Below are 16,477 nucleotides of genomic sequence, written 5' to 3' on the forward strand. Positions count from 1 at the left end.
GCTTGCGGTGGGCACGCTGCGCTTTGCCCACCCTACGTTCGACGTTCGCGAAGGCGTCAGTGCGTGACCAGCGGGCAGCCGCCCTTGTCGAGCGGACGGAAGGCTTCGTCGCCGGGGACGGTGGCGATCAGCTTGTAGAGGTCCCATTCGTTCTTGGACTCGGAAGGCTTCTTCACCTCGAACAGATACATGTCGTGGACCATGCGGCCGTCGATGCGGATCTTGCCACCCTTGGCGAAGAAATCGTTGATCGGGGTCGCGCGCATCTGCGCCATCACCTTCGGCGCTTCGTCTGTCCCGATGGCCTCGATCGCCTTCAGGTAATGCATGGTCGCCGAATAGAGCCCGGCCTGGATCATGGTCGGCATGTGGCCGACTTTCTCGTTGAAGCGGTTCGAGAAGGCGCGGGTCTCGTCGTTCATGTCCCAGTAGAAGGCGTCGGTGACGATCAGGCCCTGGGTGGCCTTGGCACCGAGCGCGTGGGTGTCGGTGATTTCCTGCAGCAGCGCGATCATCTTCTGGCCACCCTCGACGAGGCCGAACTCCGATGCCTGCTTCAGCGCGTTGGTGGTGTCGCCGCCGGCATTGGCGAGCGCCACGACCTTGGCCTTGGAAGCCTGGGCCTGCAGCAGGAACGACGAGAAATCGGACGAGTTCAGCGGATGGCGGACCTCGCCAAGCACCTTGCCGCCGCTCTCCTTGACGACGTTGGCCGTATCCCGTTCCAGCGCCATGCCGAAGGCGTAGTCGGCGGTGACGAAGAACCAGGTGTCCTCGCCACGCTTGACCATCGCCTTGCCGGCGACGTTCGACAGCGCGTAGGTGTCGTAGGTCCAGTGCACGGTGTTGGGCGAGCAGGCAACGCCGGTGATGTCGGAACTGCCGCCGCCGGAATTGATGTTGATCTTGTTCTTCTCGCGCGTCAGCGCCGAGATCGGCAGCGCCACCGAGGAGGTCGGCACATCGAAGATCGCATCGACCTTGTCGTTGTCATACCAGTTGCGCGCGATGCTGACGCCGACGTCCGGTTTGTTCTGATGGTCGGCGGCGACCACCTCGACCGGCTTGCCCTTCAGCTTGCCGCCGTAATCGGCGACCGCCATCTGCACCGCAGCCAGCGAACCCTTGCCGGTGGCGTCGGCGTAGAGGCTCGACATGTCCGTGAGCACGCCGATCTTGACGACGTCGTCGGAGATCTGGGCCTGTGCCGCGCCACCCGATAAGGCGACGGCAACACCGGCCGCGACCGCGGCTGCGATGGATTTCATGGTTTCTTCTCCCAGGCTTTTTGTTGAGGGCTTCATTGCAATGACCCTCTTGTATCCGTCTTTGTGGAAGGCGGTAAAGCCGAAGGCTGGTGTGGAACCTGCTATCAATGGCTAAAAAGCAGGCGTGGCGCTTACCTCGCTCCGCTTGCGGGAGAGGTCGGATCGCGAAGCGATCCGGGTGAGGGGGACTCTCCGCGGACTCATCTATCGAATGTGCTGAGGCAGCCCCTCTCCCCGCAAAACGCGGGGAGAGGAAGAAGTAAACATCGCGCCGTGCCTGCTCAGGCGTAGCTCATCCGTTCGAGATCGGCGATCAGTCCAGGACCGGTCGGGCGCCATCCGAGCCGTGCCTGAGTCTGCGCACTTGAAGCCGGGAGATCCATGCCGGCAAACGGCGCCAGCCATCCGAAATGACCCGCCGCTTCCTCTGGAGACAGGCCGACTACCGGTACCTTGAGACCCCGACCGATGACTTCCGCGACGGCGCGAACCGCGATACCTTCCTCGCCGACCGCGTTGTATCGCGCACCGGGCTCTCGCTTTTCCAGCGCCAATCGGTAGAGGCGCGCGACATCGGAGACGTGCGCCGCCGGCCAGCGATTTTTCCCATCGCCGACATAGGCCGAAACGCGCTTCTCGCGCGCGATCGCCACGGCGTAGGTGACAAAACCTTGCTTGACCGTGTCGTGGACCTGCGGAAGCCGCACCACTGACACGTTGACGCCGGCCTCCGACATCGAGGCGCCCGCCAGTTCCGAAACCACGCGCGGATTCTGGCCCGTGGAATTGAAGACGTCCTCGGTCGCAAGTTGGCCCGGCACGGCGTTGCCCATTCCGGTGCCTGACGTGATGACGAGCGGCCGGTCCGATCCGGTGAGCGCGCCGCCAAGCGCCTCGATGGCGCGCTGGTCCTTTTCGCAGTTCGCGACCCAGTTCGCAAAATTGTGGTCGAAGGCGCAGTGGATCACACCGTCAGCCTTCGTCGCGCCGCTGCGCAAGCTTTCGAGGTCTTCGAGGTCGCCGCGATGCACCTCGGCGCCGGCGGCGATGAGCGACTGGGCCCCCGCGTCCGATCGCGTCAGTCCGAGGACCTGATGGCCGGCGTTGATGAGTTCCGGAACAATGGCCGAGCCGATGAAGCCGGTCGCGCCGGTAAGAAATACGCGCATGGGAAGTCTCCAATGTTGTGCGGAGACACATATCGGCTAGGCTGACATACTGTTAAAGTAGTGACGTTATCATGGTATAATAACCAACAGGATCGGCATGCCGCAAGATCAACATGACCGGACCAACAATCTGCTGGGCACCTATTTGAAGGATCGCCGCACGCGGATCGATCCAGCTGCCCTCGGTTTTCCGGTGGGGCGTCGACGCACGCCGGGGCTGCGCCGGGAGGAGGTTGCCCAGCGCTCCAACATCAGCGCCACCTGGTACACGTGGCTGGAGCAGGGGCGAGGCGGCGCGCCCTCGGCGGATGTGCTGAACCGGATTTCCGGTGCGCTGATGCTGACCGACGTCGAGCGCGAACATCTGTTTCTGCTCGGACTCGGGCGCCCGCCCGAAGTTCGCTACAGGGCCGCCGAAGGGGTTACACCGCGCTTGCAACGGCTGCTCGATGCGCTCGAGGTCAGTCCCGCGCTGATCAGGACCGCCACCTGGGACGTCGTCGCGTGGAATCGCGCGGCGGTCGCGGTGCTGACCGACTACGGCGCGCTGCCTCCGGGCCAGCGCAACATCCTTCGCCTCATCTTCGGCAGTCCCCGCGTCCGGGATGCGCAATACGACTGGGAAAGCGTGGCCCGTTTCGTGGTCGGCGCGTTCAGGGCGGACGCCGCGCGCGCCGGTGCTGTTTCCGAAGTCGCCGAACTCGTCGACGAACTCTGCAAGCTCAGCCCTGAATTCACAGCGCTATGGCGTGACAATGACGTCAACGTTCACGGTGAGGGCGTGAAGCGCCTTCGTCATCCGGTGCTCGGCCCGATCGCGCTGGAATATTCCGCGTTTGCCGTCGATGGCCGGCCCGACCTCAGCATGGTTGTCTATAATCCCGCCACGAGATCGGATGCGGATCTGATCCGATCGCTGGTCGCATCCACGACGACGGTGAAGCCGGAAGGCCGCTCTGCATCGACAAGCTAACTGCGATCTTTTACCACAGCGTAACCCTACAGCCCCGGCAGCGCGCTGACCGCGACATTGATGGTGCCTTCGGCTTCCGCGATCACGCGCAGAGTTTTGGAATCGAAGGCGATGTCGGCCAGCCGCAGCGCGGTGATCTCGGCTGCCACCCGTATGCCGTCCTCGTTCTTCTGGAAGTCGGCGATGACGGTGGCGATTTTCTTTTGCGCATTGCTGGCGAACGGCTTCAGATCGATCGTGGCCTTGTCTGCCAGCGCCCTTTGCAGATGCGGCATGGCCGCGCGCGCCGCCGCTCCCAGCAATCCGAAGGCGGCCTCCGACTCGACGGCGAGCTGGATATCGGTCAGCCGCAGCGTCTGCTGCGCCTGATCGAGCACGGGCCTTCCCCAGATGTGCACGTTGGCTTCGCCGCCGAATCCGAAGAAGCTCTTCTTCTCCTTGGCGTTGACCAAAAGCGAAATCAGCAGGCGGTCGCCGGAGGCCGCGACGCTGGCGCGCTTCACCGTGACGTTGACCGAACCCGAGCCGTCTTCCGGAAACGTCTTGCCGGCAAACTGCGCCTCGACGACCTTGTTGATCTCGGTGAAGGGCATGTCGATCGGCACGCCGATCGTGACCCGCCCCGGCGTCGGCGGCACGATGGTGATGGTGGCGGGGAACGGACAGACCGGCTTGGTCTCGACCGGCGTGACGCGGGTCTCGGCCTCGATGCCGAGCGTGAGCGTCACCGCGGACGCATCGACGCGCGGTTGTGCTGCGATCGCGCGGGTCGGGCGCAATTCGAGCCATAGCGCGGGGAGCTGTGAACTCGGTCCCGTGCCCTGCAGCGGGATCGAGCGGCAGGCCTTGGCCCATTGCGCCCGTGCGCTGTTTTCGAAGGCGGGATCGTTGCGCATCCGCGCCTGCACCAGCGCCAATTGATCGGTGACCTGCTTGTCGATCAGCGGCTTGACCTGTGCGGGTACGTTGACGCGTGCACCGGCCACGACGAGGCTGGTGTCGCCGAGATTGACCTGCGCTGCGAGGTTGGGCTCGATCCGCCAGGCGGCGGCGATCTTCGGCCGCGCGGTGATGCTGACACTGCCCTTGATCTCGGCGCTGGCGTTGAGATTCTTGATGTTGATGCCGCCGATGCGTTTCCCGATATCGCCGCCGAGCAAGCCACCGAGCGCATCGCCGACCGCGCCCGTTGCCTTTGCCGACAGCGAACCGGTGACATTGAGCGTGCCGGTAATCGGCGTCGACAGCGACAGCACATCCTGCCCGCCGGTCGCGCTGATTGCGCCGCGCGAGGCGGTCCAGCCGATGTCGGCATTCTGCAGGATCTGCGATACCGGATTCTCGGCCTTGCCGGTAAACGTTCGCTGCGCGGCGCGGTCGGCGGCATCGCGGATCGCCGACAGCGCGATCGCGACCGGCGCCATCACCACCGAAGATCGCGGCGCCGGCGGCAGCGGCGGCAATTCGGCAAGCACCGGCGGCGCCACCGTGCCGCGCGGCGCCAGCCAGTCCATGACCTTCAGGCTGGCGAAGAACGACACCGCGACGACCGCAACCGCGGCGAAAACCATTTTCAGATGCTTCGGCAGACGCGTCGTCCCCCCTGACCCATTGAACCCGTTAGCGTTTTACAGGGGCGGGGAGGACAACGCCAGAGCGAGAGGCCGTGACCGGCATCATCCCTTCAGACGCCGTTTGTTCATGTCCGGGCAGTGGAGCATCCGGCGATGTAACGGCCGCCCTGCGATTCGCAGATGAACAGGCGCTTCTCCGCCGAGGTATCGTTCCACTTCTCCGGATATGGCCGGCGCTGTTGCTCGCAACCGTCGGGCGCGAACGCCGCGGCGCGCAACGTCGCGCCGCCGATCAGCGTTATAGCCGGATCGATACGTCGATATCTCATAGGCGCCGCCCCATCACGATGATCCGCCGTCCGCAGTGGCCCGATCATCGGTCCGCGGATTTCCCGGATGGTTCATTGGCAATGCACGCTCGCGTCGGATAGGGTGCGCGCAATCAAAGAGGGACAAAAGGAAATAATATGACCATGTCCAGCATTATGGCGCGTTTCGTCGCGCTGGTCGGCGGCGTCGCGCTGCAGTGGCGGAAGCTGCAGGGCGACGCGCCTGCGCCTGCCTGGGGCGGTGCGCCGGTGGTCCCGGCAGCGAAGCCGCAAGGCGCGCTGCCGACGCTGAAGATGCCGTCGGCCAGGGGCTGGAGCGACGGGCAGAAGCCGGTGGCGGCACCCGGGCTCAAGGTCAATGCGTTTGCGACCCATCTGAAGCATCCACGCTGGATCAATGTGATGCCGAACGGCGACGTGCTCGTCGCCGAGTCGAATCAGATCGCTGGACGGCCCAGAACCGTGTTCCATTATGCGATGCAGGCGACGATGCGGCGTGCCCGCGCCCTTGGCGACAGCGCGAACCGCATCACGCTGTTTCGTGATCCGGATGGCGACGGCGTCGCCGAAGTTCGCGAAACCTTCATGGAGGGGCTGAACCAGCCGTTTGGCATGGCGCTGGTGCGTGACACCTTCTATGTCGGCAATACCGACGGCGTGGTGGCTTTCCCTTACGTCGCGGGTGCGAGCAGCATCACCGCGCCGGGAAAGAAACTTGTCAGCTTCAAGCCGAGCGGGCACTGGACGCGCAGCCTGCTGCCGAGCCCCGATGGCAAAAAGCTCTATGCCGGCGTTGGCTCGCTCAGCAACATCGCCGAGATGGGCATGGAGGTCGAGCAGGGCCGCGCGGCGATCTATGAGCTCGATCTCACCGCCGGCTCCAGCCGCATCTTTGCCGGCGGCCTGCGCAACGCGGTGGGAATGGCGTGGGAGCCGAACACCGGCGTGCTCTGGACGGTGGTCAATGAACGTGACGGCCTCGGCGACGAGACCCCGCCGGATTATCTGACATCGGTGCGCGACGGCGGCTTCTACGGCTGGCCCTATTGCTACTGGGGCCAGACGGTCGACGACCGGGTGCCGCAGGATGCCGCCATGGTCGCCAAGGCGATCACGCCGGATTACGCGCTCGGTGGGCATACCGCGTCGCTCGGTCTGTGCTGGGTTCCGGCCGGCACGCTGCCGGGCTTTCCGGACGGCATGGCGATCGGGCAGCACGGCTCGTGGAATCGCAGCACGCTGAGCGGCTACAAGCTCGTGTTCGTGCCGTTCGAAAACGGAAAGCCCTCCGGGCCGGCGCGGGATATTCTCTCGGGCTTCCTCGCGCCGGACGAGAAGGAATCCTACGGACGGCCGGTCGGGGTCGTGATCGGACCCGACGGCCGCTCGCTGTTGATGGCGGACGATGTCGGCGACGTGATCTGGCGGGTGACGGGCGCGTAGCGCCCGCCACCGCTACCGCGCATCAGTTCAAGCGCAGCTCGGTGATGTGCTTCGGATCGGCGGTGAGCTCGCCGCGTTCGACGCGCAGCACGAGATCCGTCAGCACTGCATTGGCCTTGCAGGCAACGCCGACCTTTTTGCCTTCTCCAACGATGAAGCCGTTGAGGAATTCGATCTCGGTGCGGCGGCCCTTCTGCATATCCTGGCCCATCGACGGGCGTTGCCCGGACGCGGTCTTCTTCGCATCCTTGAAGCGCTGTTCGTCGCAGGCGCGCATTGCCGCGTCGTCGCCTTCGCCCGCGCGCGCGATGGTCTCGGGCTCGATGTGCAGGACCTCCTCGAGCTGATAGCCATGCGCCTGTCCGACGCGGATCGCTTCGCTGCCGAGCCGGGTCGAGAAGCGGCGGATCGGCTCGTTCTCCAGCATCTGGCCGCCGGGCAGGCCGGTGCAGGCGGAGAGGCCGTTCTGCATGGCGTTGGCGACAAGCTTGGACCAGCGCTCGCCCCACAGGTTGCTGGTGACCTTGGCGCTGTCGGCGGTGCTGACCAGGCGGCAGATTTCCTCCGCCCGTGGCGTGATGCGGCCGTGCACTTCGCCGGCGCGAAATACCGTATGCGCCGCGCCATGCTTGCCGGCGCCGCGGTGGATGTGGCCGGGCTCGGGCAGATTGACGGTGATGCTGCTGGCGACGCATCCCAGCGTCTTGCCCCAGCCGACGACACCGGCGATGGCCTCCTCGTTCATGCAGTTCTGCAGCGACACGACATAGCCGGCGGGCGCCAGATATTGCTGGATCATCATGGTGGCCCAAGCGGTGTCGTAGGACTTCATGCAGACAAACGCGATGTCGACCGGCGCCTCCTTGGCGAGCTGCTGCGCGTCGGTGACGTGCAGCGCCCGGACGGGAACCGTGAATTCCGGAACATTCATGGCGTGGGTGACGCGCAGGCCGTGCTTGCGCATGTGCTCGACATGTTCGGGCCAGGGATCGATGAACGTGACGTCCTCGCCCGCCTGCACCATATGGGCGCCGGCATAGCCGCCGACCGCACCCGCACCAACGATAGCTATTTTCCGACCCATGCTTTCCTCCCGGGGTTTCTTGTCCCCGAGCCTAGCGCGCCAGCGGGGCTGATCGCAAATGGTGCAATGCGGAGCGCCGGGCGTGCCCATGGAGGTCGCATTCAACGGAGCTTATTGACATTTAGGCGGCAAATCAGGCCTGTCTCTGTCAACGGTCGCTCGGGAAGTTGACGATGTGGAATGCTCGGCTTGACGCCAAACTACTGAAATTGAAGCGGGACGGACTTTCGTTCGCCGAGATCGGGGAGCGAATGGGAATCACGCGCAACGCCGCGCTTGGACGGTTTCAGCGGCTCAACGGCGTCGTTTTTCCATCGCAGCTTGAGCGGCGCCAATCCAGGGAAGCGGCCGCCCGGCTCAAGAAAGAGACTCGCCTCCGAAAGGAGAGCGAGATTGTCCGGAAGATGAAAGCTGCCATCGCCGCCGGGACGGACAGGACCAAGGCGATGAGTCAAGCTTATGCCGCCGGCGCCAGCTTCCGGGCTATCGGCGAAGTCTTCGGCGTGTCGAGGGAGCGCGCCTATCAGATAGCGACTGCGGCTCCGGACAAGCGCTCTCGGAAAAGTTGAACCGCCCCGGACCTCCGCGGCCGATGGGAATATAGTTCCCGGCAAGGGCTTGATGGACTCCCGATTGGCCGGGTGTGATACTCGCATCCCATGCAAATCACAGCCCCGCCGCTTCCCTACGTCGCCGTTGCCGAATCGTTCAAGCTGCCATCCGGCGCGAACTTTCACGGCACCTCGGGCATCGCCTTCAACTCCAAAGGCAACATCTTCGTGATCCATCGCGGGCCGATGCCGCTGATGGAGTTCGATCCCGACGGCCATTTCATCCGCGGGTTCGGCGACGGGATGTTCGAGCGGTCGCACGGCCTGCGGATCGATGCAGAGGACAACATCTGGGCCACCGACGTCCGGTCGAACATGGTCTACAAGTTCGATCCGTCGGGGCGGCTGGAAATGGTGCTCGGCGTCAAGGGCCATACCGGCGAGTGGCATCCGTTCGGACATCTGCGGCTGTTCGATGAGCCGAACGAAGCCGTGGTCGGACCGACCGGCGACATCTTCGTGCTGCAAGGCCACGGCAAGGGCGAGTCACGCGTGCTGAAGTTCGACGGCGACGGCACCTTCATCAAGACCTGGGGCGGCAAGGGCAAGGGGCCGGGCGAGTTCGACCTGCCACACTCGCTGGTGTTCGACGCGCAGGGACTGCTTTACATCGCCGATCGCAACAACGCCCGCATCCAGGTGTTCGACGCCGACGGCAACTACATCCGCGAGTCCGCCCATCCCGGCGCGCCCTGCGGGCTGTTCATGGGCGCCGATCAGCACATCTGGCTGGCGCACGGTCACACCGGCCTCATCATGAAGCTCAACCTGAACGGCAAGGTGGTCGGCATGATCGAAGGCGGCGGACAGGGCAAGACAACAGGCAAATACGGCGAGGCCCACTACATCGCGGTGTCGCCGCGCGACGAGATTTTTGTCGCCGACACGCTGAACTGGCGCGTGCAGAAGTATGTGCGGAAATAGCCCTCCTGCGGCGCGCCCGATAACTCCCTGAAACGAAAACGGCCCCGGTGAAAGCCGGGGCCGTTTTGGCGTCGAATGAAGTGGGCCTAGCGGATGGTGGTGCCGAGATCGGCGCGGCGATCGGTCATCGGCTTCACGATCACCTTGGTGCCGACGTTGACCCGCGAATAGAGGTCGGAGACGTCTTCATTGGTGAGGCGCAGGCAACCGGAGGACACGTGGGTGCCGATGGTTTCCGGCGCGTTGGTCCCGTGGATGCGATAGACGGTGCCGCCGAGATACATCGCGCGGGCGCCGAGTGGGTTGCCGGGGCCGCCCGCCATGTGGCGCGGCAGATAGGGCTGGCGGGCGATCATTTCCGGGGGCGGGGTCCAATCCGGCCATTCCGCCTTCTTGGTGATCGTCTGGGTGCCGGACCAGGTGAAGCCTTCGCGGCCGACGCCGATGCCGTAGCGGATCGCCTGGCCGTTGCCGAGCACGTAATAGAGATAGGTGTTGGGGGTGTCGATGATGATCGTGCCGGAGGCTTCGCGGGTCGGGTAGCTCACGACCTGGCGCTTCAGGCGCGCCGGCATCTCGACCACCGTGCCCTCATCCTGCGAGGGCGCAGCGGCGACCGGCGGCGGGGCCGCTTCGGTCGGCGGCGTCATGAAGAACGGAAACAGCGGCAACGGGGCCGCGGCGGCGGAAGTTGAAAATGCCGCGGTGCCGAGCGCCAGCGCTCCCAAAGCGACGGCAGCGAGGCGGGTATTCATTTTGAATGAATTGAACATTGGTCGTCCCCTTCAGTTTGCGCCCTGCGCACCCATTTGGCGCGTCGTTGGGGGAACCAGTACAGATCAACCGTTTCAGGACGTTTGCACAAAATCGCCAAAATGGTTTCATCGCGTTAGGGAATTGTTTCATGACGGCTTCGTCGCTCGCTCGGACAAGCCGGCGCAGGCTGCCGGCCCGCCGGGCTGTCCGAGTGTAAAATCATTGCAGAACGAGGAGAAAAGGGCGGCCGACGCGGTGGTTTCGCGCGTCCTGGCCGTCGTTGCAGTCGGGCTTTGGCTGGATCCGGTTTGCGTAAATTAAGCGAACCGAAAGCTTGTCACGCCCGCATCCGCGGCAGGCCGGGCACGCCGGCCCCGAGGGTGGCGCGGCGGTCGGCGACGGCGTGATGGAATTGTTCGAGCGCGAGCCCGATCACCGACAAATCGCCTTCCTCGATCGCGCCGTCGTCGTAGGAGTTGAGCGCCTCGCGCAAGATGCCGTCGGCAGCGGACTGCATGTCCGCCAGTTCTTCCGGCGTTTCGGCCTTGCGCACCCTGGAAATCAGATCGAGCAGATGGTCGCGATGCTCGGCGTATTGCTCGCGTTCGTCGCGCTTCAAGTAATGCCGCAGCCAGGCGCCGGCCGAGCCGAGGCCGGACAGAAGAAGAATCGCGCCCCAGATGTAGTCGGTATATTTCTCCAGAAAAGTTCGCTCGGTGCCGTCGATATAAGCCGCGGCCCCTGCATGCGCTGGCAGTGCCGCGTCCTTGTCGGTGTCCGGCTTCTCGATATGGCCGGCGCTCGGCAATTCCCTCGCCAGTTGCTGGCGAACCGTGAATAGTTGCCGGGCGAAGCCTGCGATCGAGGTTTCCGATACCGATTTCGCGGCGACGATCAGATGATTGACGCTGACGGTCTCGACCTTGTCTTCGGGCCGCGCCGGCGAGGAGGAGAAGATGCTGCCGGCGATTTCCTCGGACTCATAGAGCGGATGTTTTTGCGCGATCGCTTCGGAAACGTCGATCGGCAGGAATTTTGGTTCGCCGCGCGCCGCAGCCGTTGCCGTGATCGCGTCCGCGGTGATCTTGCTGTTGAGCGGGCCGACCGCCATGAAGGCGTCGATCGTGGGATCCTTCGCCATCTCGGCGATCTGGTTGGTGCCGAACTGGCTGATCGTTACCTTGTCCGGATTGAGGCCGGACGAGGTCAGGATCACGCGCAGCAGCGTGACGTTGGCCTGGGTTCGTCCGATCACGCCGACCTTGTGGCCGGCGAGTTCGTCGAGACTCTTGACCTTGACCGCCGTCTGCTTTTTGCCGTTCTTGCCCGGAAGTCCAGGCGCCGACCACAACACCACGACGTTCTTGCGCAGGATGGCGACGGACTCGGCGTTCGCCGGCAAATTCAGATCGCCGCGCGCGACCGCGAGCTCGGCCTTGCCGGCCGCAAACAGCGCGATGCTTTCGGTCGCCCCCTCGGTCGTGATCGGCGACAGCCGGATCGCGTTGCCGTCGCGCGCGAAGGTCTGTGCCAGCAACTGGATCAGCTTCTGGTCCTCGCTGCCTGATGGACCGACCGCGATCCGCAGCGTGACCGGACGCAGCGCGTAATAGAGCGTGCCGGCGCCGACGCCGAACGCCAGCATCCCCACGGCGAGGATCAGGAGCGCATAGCTTCTCCGCTTCTTTCGCGGGCGCGGCGCGGGATTGTCGTTCAGGTCTGACATGGTTCTGTCACGTTACACGAAAAGGCGTGGAGATGATCCTAAAAAACATCCTTACAGATCGATGACGTCACACGCCTGAAATATCCATGTCCTTAACGTCGGGTATCGAGAATCAACAGAGTCTCAGGGCCCGACCATGCGGATATTGATTGCGACCGACGCCTGGCACCCGCAGGTGAATGGCGTCGTCCGGACACTGACATCGCTGGCCCGCAGCGCTGCCACGCTGGACGCCGACATCAGTTTCCTCACCCCCGAGGGGTTTCCCTCGGTCGGGGTTCCAACCTATCCGGGACTGCGGATGGCGTTGCCGAACCGGCGCGAGATCGCGCGGCGGATCGAGCAGGCCGCACCCGAAGCCATTCACATCGCGACCGAAGGGCCGATCGGCTGGGCGGTGCGCGGCTATTGCCGCCGCAACAAACTCGCCTTTACCACGTCCTACACGACGCGGTTCCCGGAATATGTCGAAGTCCGCACCATGATTCCGGCTGGTGTCGGCTACGCGCTGCTGCGGCACTTCCACTCGGCCGCATCGATGACGATGATCGCAACTGCCTCGCTGCGGCAGGAGCTGGCCGAGCGCGGCTTTCGCAGGCTCGGCTCCTGGGGGCGCGGCGTCGACACCGAACTGTTCAACCCGGACAGTCCTGCCAAGCTCGATCTGCCGCGGCCGATCTTCATGACCATGGGCCGCGTCGCGGTCGAAAAGAATCTCGAGGCGTTTCTCGCGCTGGATCTGCCGGGAACCAAAGTGGTTGTCGGTGACGGACCGCAGCGGGCACAGCTCGCGCAGAAATATCCGGACGCGGTGTTCCTCGGCGAGAAAAAGGGCGCGGACCTGACCGCGCATCTCGCGGCCGCTGACGTCTTCGTGTTTCCGAGCCTCACCGACACTTTTGGCGTGGTGCAGCTCGAGGCCTTGGCCTGCGGCACGCCGGTCGCGGCGTTCCCGGTCACCGGCCCCAAGGACGTCATTGCCGATCATCCGATCGGCGCGCTGGACAACGATCTGCGCCGCGCCTGCCTGCGCGCGCTGACGATGTCGCGCGAGACCTGTCGCCATTTCGCGCTGGAGCGTTCCTGGGAAAACAGCGCCCGGCAATTCATCGGCAATCTGGCCGCGTTGCAGCCGAGCCGCGTGCCGCGGCCCGCGCCGCGGGCGGCCGCGCGAAGCGCCGTGCAGGGTTAGACGCAAACCAATTAACACCACAGAGACGAGAAGGCAGACGCATCATGGCAGAAATCATCAAGCTCGACGGCTCGCGGCCGCTGGACTTCGACCGCGAGACGGTCGAGCAAGCCTACGACCGCTGGGCGCCGGTGTACGACCTCGTATTCGGCGGCGTGTTCAGCAAGGGCCGCAAGGCCGCGATCCAGGCCACCAACAAGATCGGCGGCCGGGTGCTCGAGGTCGGTGTCGGCACCGGCATCTCGTTGCCGCAATACGCGCCGCATCTGCGCATCTTCGGCACCGATATTTCGGAAGCGATGCTGGACAAGGCCAAGAAGCGCGTCACCGAACTCGGCCTGAAAAATGTCGAGGGCCTCGCGGTGATGGACGCCGAGAAACTCGAATTCCCCGACAATTCGTTCGACGTCGTGATGGCGCAATATGTCGTCACCGCGGTGCCGAACCCGGAAAAGGCGCTCGACGAATTCGCTCGCGTGCTGCGGCCGGGCGGCGAACTCATCATCCTGACCCGGGTCAGCGCCGATGCCGGCATGCGCCGCTTCATCGAACAGCGGCTGCAGCCGGTGGTGCGTCCGCTCGGCTTCCGCACCGCCGAATTCGCCTGGTCGCGCTATGCGCAGTGGCTCGCCGGCGCACGCGGCATCGAACTCGCCGAGCGCCGCCTGGTGCCGCCGCTCGGCCATTTCTCGCTGGTGCGTTTCCGCAAGATCGAGGCCGCCGCGGCCGTGGCGTAAACGCGGGCGTTCCGCGTCATCGCGTCGCTGCGATCAGTCATATGTCATTATGATGATGTCACATGCCGGACATCGAATCCCGGTAAATTCAGCCCGAAAGAACTTTGGGGAACGACAATGATCAAGAATTTCCTGCAGGAACTGCGTACCCAGCGCTGGGACGACCATCGCTTCTATCATCACAGCCGCATCAACCAGTCGCTGCACTTCGTCAGCGCGGCGAGCTTCCTGTTCGCCTATGTGATGCTGTTCGTCGACCCCGCGATCTCGGCGCTGGTCGGCTGGCTGGTCTCGATGACCTCGCGTCAGGCCGGTCACTTCTTCTTCGAGCCGAAGGGCTACGACCACGTCAACCAGGCGACCCACGAGCACAAGGAAGAGATCAAGGTCGGCTACAACCTGCAGCGCAAGGTCGTCCTGATGACGATCTGGGCGCTGTCGCCGGCGGTGCTGTATCTCGATCCGACCCTGTTCGGCCTGTTCACGCCCTGGGCGTCGCCGGCGGACTTCATGCGCCAGGTCGCCAAGATCTGGCTCGTGGTCGGGATCGGCGGGCTGTTGTTCCGCACCGTCCACCTGTTTTTCATCCGCGACGTCGAGACCGGCCTGGTGTGGATGACCAAGATCATCACTGACCCCTTCAACGATCTGAAGCTCTATCACAAGGCGCCGCTGTTCCTGATGAAGGGCGAGCTGATCGATCCGGGTCTTGAGAAGCACGTCAAGCACGCGTGAAGATCGCGTTCCGTGAAGGCGTCATGGCCGGGCTTGTCCCGGCCATCCACGTCTTTGTAATGCTGATGCCGTCATTGCGAGGAGCGAAGCGACGAAGCAATCCATACTCCCTCGCGGCAAGAATGGATTGCTTCGCGGAGCCTGTCATCGGGCGGCGCTTCGCGCCGACCCGTTGGCTCGCAATGACGGGTTGGACGATACTCGCGGTGGTCAAAAGTAAGACGTGGATGGCCGGGACAAGCCCGGCCATGACGAGCGTTGGAGATTGCGGATCACCGAAACCGCTTGGTGAACATCTCTTTCAGGATCCGCCGGCGGATGGTCTTGTTGGTGAGGGAGGCGTCCTGCCACCACCAGCCGTCGCGCTTCATCTTGTCGGAGGCGGCGACGAAACGGTCGGCGACTTCGGCGAAATCGGCGTCGGTGTAGTTGAGGCTGAAGATCAGGCGGCCGGTGCCGACCCAGCTCAACGCCAGCCCTTCGGCGCGCAGGTAATATTGAAGCATCCAGTTGTAACGGGACGGTTTTGTATAATGCACCATCCAGATCGACGAGATGTTGCTGACGCGCACGGGAAGATCCTGCGCGGTCAGCCGGTCGTTCAGATCAGTGGCGCGCTTGTTCCAGGTCTCGTCGAGCCCCTGATAGATCGAATTGAAGTTGGGGCTGGCGAGCCGGCTCAGGAATTCGTCCATCGCCGTCATGACGTAGGGATGCGAATTGAAGGTGCCGCGGGCAAAGCAGACGTCGGCGGGGCGGTCGTCGCGGAACCGGCGCATCAATTCCTTGCGCCCGCAGACCACGCCGACGGGAAGTCCGCCCGCAAGGCTCTTGCCGTAGGTGACCATGTCGGCATGAACGCCGAAGTATTCCTGGGCGCCGCCGGCGGCGAGGCGGAAGCCGACGAACACTTCGTCGAAGATCAGCACGATACCACGCTCCGTGCAGACCGCGCGCAGCTGCTTCAGCCAGTCGCCATAGGCGGCGCGGTCGAACGCGCTTTTGCGCGAACTGTCGACCAGCGCGGAATCGCCGGGCGCGTTGGCGTTCGGATGCAGCGCCTGCAGCGGATTGACCAGCACGCAGGCGATGTCGCGGCGCGTCTTCAGGACATGCAGCGTCCGCTCCGACATGTCGGCCAGCGTATAGGTCTCGTGCGGCGAGACCGGGTTGCCGACGCCAGGCTGCACGTCGCCCCACCAGCCGTGATAGGCGCCGGCGAAGCGAACCAGATGCGAGCGTTTGGTGTGGTAGCGCGCCAGCCGCACCGCCTGCATCACGGCTTCGGTGCCGGACATGTGGAACGAGACCTCGTCGAGACCGGAAATCTCGCACAGGCGCTTGACGTTGTCGCTGATGATCGGGTGATAGGGGCCGAGCACCGGACCGAGCGCATGCGCCCGCTTTTCGGACTGCTCGATGCATTCCTTGTAGAAGTCGTTACCAAAAATGTTGACGCCGTAGGAGCCGGTCAGGTCGTAGGAGACGTTGCCGTCGACGTCGGTGACGGTGACGCCGGACGAGGACTGCACGAAGGCGCTGGCGGAAAGATGCTCGCGCACCAGCCGGCTGTACTGGAACGGCACCCGGTAGGTTTCGGTGAACTGCAGGTCGGAGATGCGCTCGGCCGCTTCGGCGGTCATCTGCCGGCCCCGGGCGTAACGCTCCTTGTAGAGACCTGCGAGCCGGAAGAAGGCGTCCTGGCGCTGCATGGCGATATCGGCCGGCGCGCCGTCGGAGCGGAAGAAGTCGTCGATATCGAATTCGTAATGCGGCACCAGGCGCGCGACCATTTTGGACATTTTGGAATGTCCGGTCAGCGAGCGGTGTTTGGCCCGCGACAGCGCCAGCCGCGCCTGCAATTTGGGGAAGGTCACCGCGGCGCCGGCAATCGCGGCGGCGGACAGTGACAGAATCGAAAGGGGCGAATCCATGCTGCCAGCGCTAGCCAATCCA

Annotated in this window: 15 protein-coding genes; 7 read left to right on the top strand and 8 right to left on the bottom strand. The window is 64.3% G+C overall.

What is annotated here, in order from left to right; translation table 11 throughout:
* Positions 1-56: 56 nt before the first annotated feature.
* A complete protein-coding gene (locus BLR13_RS25550) occupies positions 57-1,268 on the bottom strand; it encodes an ABC transporter substrate-binding protein (protein WP_074818150.1) in 1,212 nt (403 codons plus the stop codon).
* A 281-nt stretch (positions 1,269-1,549) separates the two neighbouring features.
* Entirely contained in the window at positions 1,550-2,437 is an 888-nt protein-coding gene (locus BLR13_RS25555) for an SDR family oxidoreductase (protein WP_074818147.1), read from the bottom strand.
* A 97-nt stretch (positions 2,438-2,534) separates the two neighbouring features.
* On the opposite strand from BLR13_RS25555, the gene BLR13_RS25560 reads away from it, so the two are divergent.
* Complete coding sequence (locus BLR13_RS25560; protein ID WP_074818145.1) at positions 2,535-3,410, top strand: helix-turn-helix transcriptional regulator; 876 nt, start codon at positions 2,535-2,537, stop codon at positions 3,408-3,410.
* A gap of 26 nt (positions 3,411-3,436) precedes the next feature.
* Here BLR13_RS25560 and BLR13_RS25565 read toward each other — a convergent pair whose 3' ends face one another.
* Both BLR13_RS25565 and BLR13_RS25570 read right to left on the bottom strand, forming a co-directional pair.
* Positions 3,437-4,981: a DUF4403 family protein gene (locus tag BLR13_RS25565; RefSeq protein ID WP_074818143.1), complete on the bottom strand. Its 1,545-nt coding sequence runs from the start codon at positions 4,979-4,981 to the stop codon at positions 3,437-3,439.
* Between the two features lie 128 nt (positions 4,982-5,109).
* Entirely contained in the window at positions 5,110-5,313 is a 204-nt protein-coding gene (locus tag BLR13_RS25570; protein WP_074818141.1) for a hypothetical protein, read from the bottom strand.
* A gap of 138 nt (positions 5,314-5,451) precedes the next feature.
* Here BLR13_RS25570 and BLR13_RS25575 point away from each other — a divergent pair, with 138 nt between their 5' ends.
* A complete protein-coding gene (locus tag BLR13_RS25575; protein WP_074818139.1) occupies positions 5,452-6,756 on the top strand; it encodes a PQQ-dependent sugar dehydrogenase in 1,305 nt (434 codons plus the stop codon).
* 22 nt (positions 6,757-6,778) lie between these two features.
* On the opposite strand, the gene BLR13_RS25580 is transcribed toward BLR13_RS25575, so the two are convergent.
* Positions 6,779-7,840: a ketopantoate reductase family protein gene (locus BLR13_RS25580; protein WP_074818137.1), complete on the bottom strand. Its 1,062-nt coding sequence runs from the start codon at positions 7,838-7,840 to the stop codon at positions 6,779-6,781.
* A gap of 173 nt (positions 7,841-8,013) precedes the next feature.
* Here BLR13_RS25580 and BLR13_RS25585 point away from each other — a divergent pair, with 173 nt between their 5' ends.
* Positions 8,014-8,409, top strand: coding sequence for a GcrA family cell cycle regulator (locus BLR13_RS25585; protein ID WP_074818136.1), 396 nt, complete (start codon positions 8,014-8,016; stop codon positions 8,407-8,409).
* 90 nt (positions 8,410-8,499) lie between these two features.
* The gene (locus BLR13_RS25590; protein WP_074818133.1) at positions 8,500-9,375 is read left to right on the top strand and encodes a peptidyl-alpha-hydroxyglycine alpha-amidating lyase family protein; all 876 of its coding nucleotides are present in this window, start codon (positions 8,500-8,502) and stop codon (positions 9,373-9,375) included.
* Positions 9,376-9,461: 86 nt separating this feature from the next.
* On the opposite strand, the gene BLR13_RS25595 is transcribed toward BLR13_RS25590, so the two are convergent.
* Positions 9,462-10,148 carry a L,D-transpeptidase gene (locus tag BLR13_RS25595; RefSeq protein ID WP_074818131.1) on the bottom strand — a complete coding sequence of 229 codons (687 nt, stop codon included), beginning with the start codon at positions 10,146-10,148 and terminating at the stop codon, positions 9,462-9,464.
* A gap of 320 nt (positions 10,149-10,468) precedes the next feature.
* On the bottom strand, positions 10,469-11,857 hold the full coding sequence (locus BLR13_RS25605) for a TAXI family TRAP transporter solute-binding subunit (RefSeq protein ID WP_074818126.1): 1,389 nt from the start codon (positions 11,855-11,857) through the stop codon (positions 10,469-10,471).
* Positions 11,858-11,993: 136 nt separating this feature from the next.
* Between BLR13_RS25605 and BLR13_RS25610 the strand changes: the two genes are divergently transcribed.
* The 3 genes from BLR13_RS25610 (at position 11,994) to BLR13_RS25620 (ending at position 14,521) form a co-directional block, all read left to right on the top strand.
* The gene (locus BLR13_RS25610; RefSeq protein ID WP_074818125.1) at positions 11,994-13,049 is read left to right on the top strand and encodes a glycosyltransferase family 4 protein; all 1,056 of its coding nucleotides are present in this window, start codon (positions 11,994-11,996) and stop codon (positions 13,047-13,049) included.
* A 44-nt stretch (positions 13,050-13,093) separates the two neighbouring features.
* On the top strand, positions 13,094-13,786 hold the full coding sequence (locus BLR13_RS25615) for a class I SAM-dependent methyltransferase (RefSeq protein WP_074818123.1): 693 nt from the start codon (positions 13,094-13,096) through the stop codon (positions 13,784-13,786).
* Positions 13,787-13,903: 117 nt separating this feature from the next.
* The gene (locus tag BLR13_RS25620) at positions 13,904-14,521 is read left to right on the top strand and encodes a hypothetical protein (protein ID WP_074818121.1); all 618 of its coding nucleotides are present in this window, start codon (positions 13,904-13,906) and stop codon (positions 14,519-14,521) included.
* Between the two features lie 272 nt (positions 14,522-14,793).
* On the opposite strand, the gene BLR13_RS25630 is transcribed toward BLR13_RS25620, so the two are convergent.
* Positions 14,794-16,455: an aminotransferase class III-fold pyridoxal phosphate-dependent enzyme gene (locus tag BLR13_RS25630; protein WP_074818118.1), complete on the bottom strand. Its 1,662-nt coding sequence runs from the start codon at positions 16,453-16,455 to the stop codon at positions 14,794-14,796.
* Positions 16,456-16,477 lie beyond the last annotated feature (22 nt).

This window comes from Bradyrhizobium ottawaense (assembly GCF_900099825.1).
In the GTDB taxonomy this organism is placed as follows: Bacteria; Pseudomonadota; Alphaproteobacteria; order Rhizobiales; family Xanthobacteraceae; genus Bradyrhizobium; species Bradyrhizobium ottawaense_A.

Bases quoted from the DNA above. Each gene is read 5' to 3' on its own strand.
- BLR13_RS25610 (WP_074818125.1), top strand. From the start codon at position 11,994: ATGCGGATATTGATTGCGACCGACGCCTGGCACCCGCAGGTGAATGGC.
- BLR13_RS25595 (WP_074818131.1), bottom strand. From the start codon at position 10,148: ATGTTCAATTCATTCAAAATGAATACCCGCCTCGCTGCCGTCGCTTTG.
- BLR13_RS25555 (WP_074818147.1), bottom strand. From the start codon at position 2,437: ATGCGCGTATTTCTTACCGGCGCGACCGGCTTCATCGGCTCGGCCATT.
- BLR13_RS25550 (WP_074818150.1), bottom strand. From the start codon at position 1,268: ATGAAATCCATCGCAGCCGCGGTCGCGGCCGGTGTTGCCGTCGCCTTA.
- BLR13_RS25575 (WP_074818139.1), top strand. From the start codon at position 5,452: ATGACCATGTCCAGCATTATGGCGCGTTTCGTCGCGCTGGTCGGCGGC.
- BLR13_RS25620 (WP_074818121.1), top strand. From the start codon at position 13,904: ATGATCAAGAATTTCCTGCAGGAACTGCGTACCCAGCGCTGGGACGAC.
- BLR13_RS25585 (WP_074818136.1), top strand. From the start codon at position 8,014: ATGTGGAATGCTCGGCTTGACGCCAAACTACTGAAATTGAAGCGGGAC.
- BLR13_RS25570 (WP_074818141.1), bottom strand. From the start codon at position 5,313: ATGAGATATCGACGTATCGATCCGGCTATAACGCTGATCGGCGGCGCG.
- BLR13_RS25590 (WP_074818133.1), top strand. From the start codon at position 8,500: ATGCAAATCACAGCCCCGCCGCTTCCCTACGTCGCCGTTGCCGAATCG.
- BLR13_RS25615 (WP_074818123.1), top strand. From the start codon at position 13,094: ATGGCAGAAATCATCAAGCTCGACGGCTCGCGGCCGCTGGACTTCGAC.
- BLR13_RS25565 (WP_074818143.1), bottom strand. From the start codon at position 4,981: ATGGTTTTCGCCGCGGTTGCGGTCGTCGCGGTGTCGTTCTTCGCCAGC.
- BLR13_RS25630 (WP_074818118.1), bottom strand. From the start codon at position 16,455: ATGGATTCGCCCCTTTCGATTCTGTCACTGTCCGCCGCCGCGATTGCC.
- BLR13_RS25580 (WP_074818137.1), bottom strand. From the start codon at position 7,840: ATGGGTCGGAAAATAGCTATCGTTGGTGCGGGTGCGGTCGGCGGCTAT.
- BLR13_RS25605 (WP_074818126.1), bottom strand. From the start codon at position 11,857: ATGTCAGACCTGAACGACAATCCCGCGCCGCGCCCGCGAAAGAAGCGG.
- BLR13_RS25560 (WP_074818145.1), top strand. From the start codon at position 2,535: ATGCCGCAAGATCAACATGACCGGACCAACAATCTGCTGGGCACCTAT.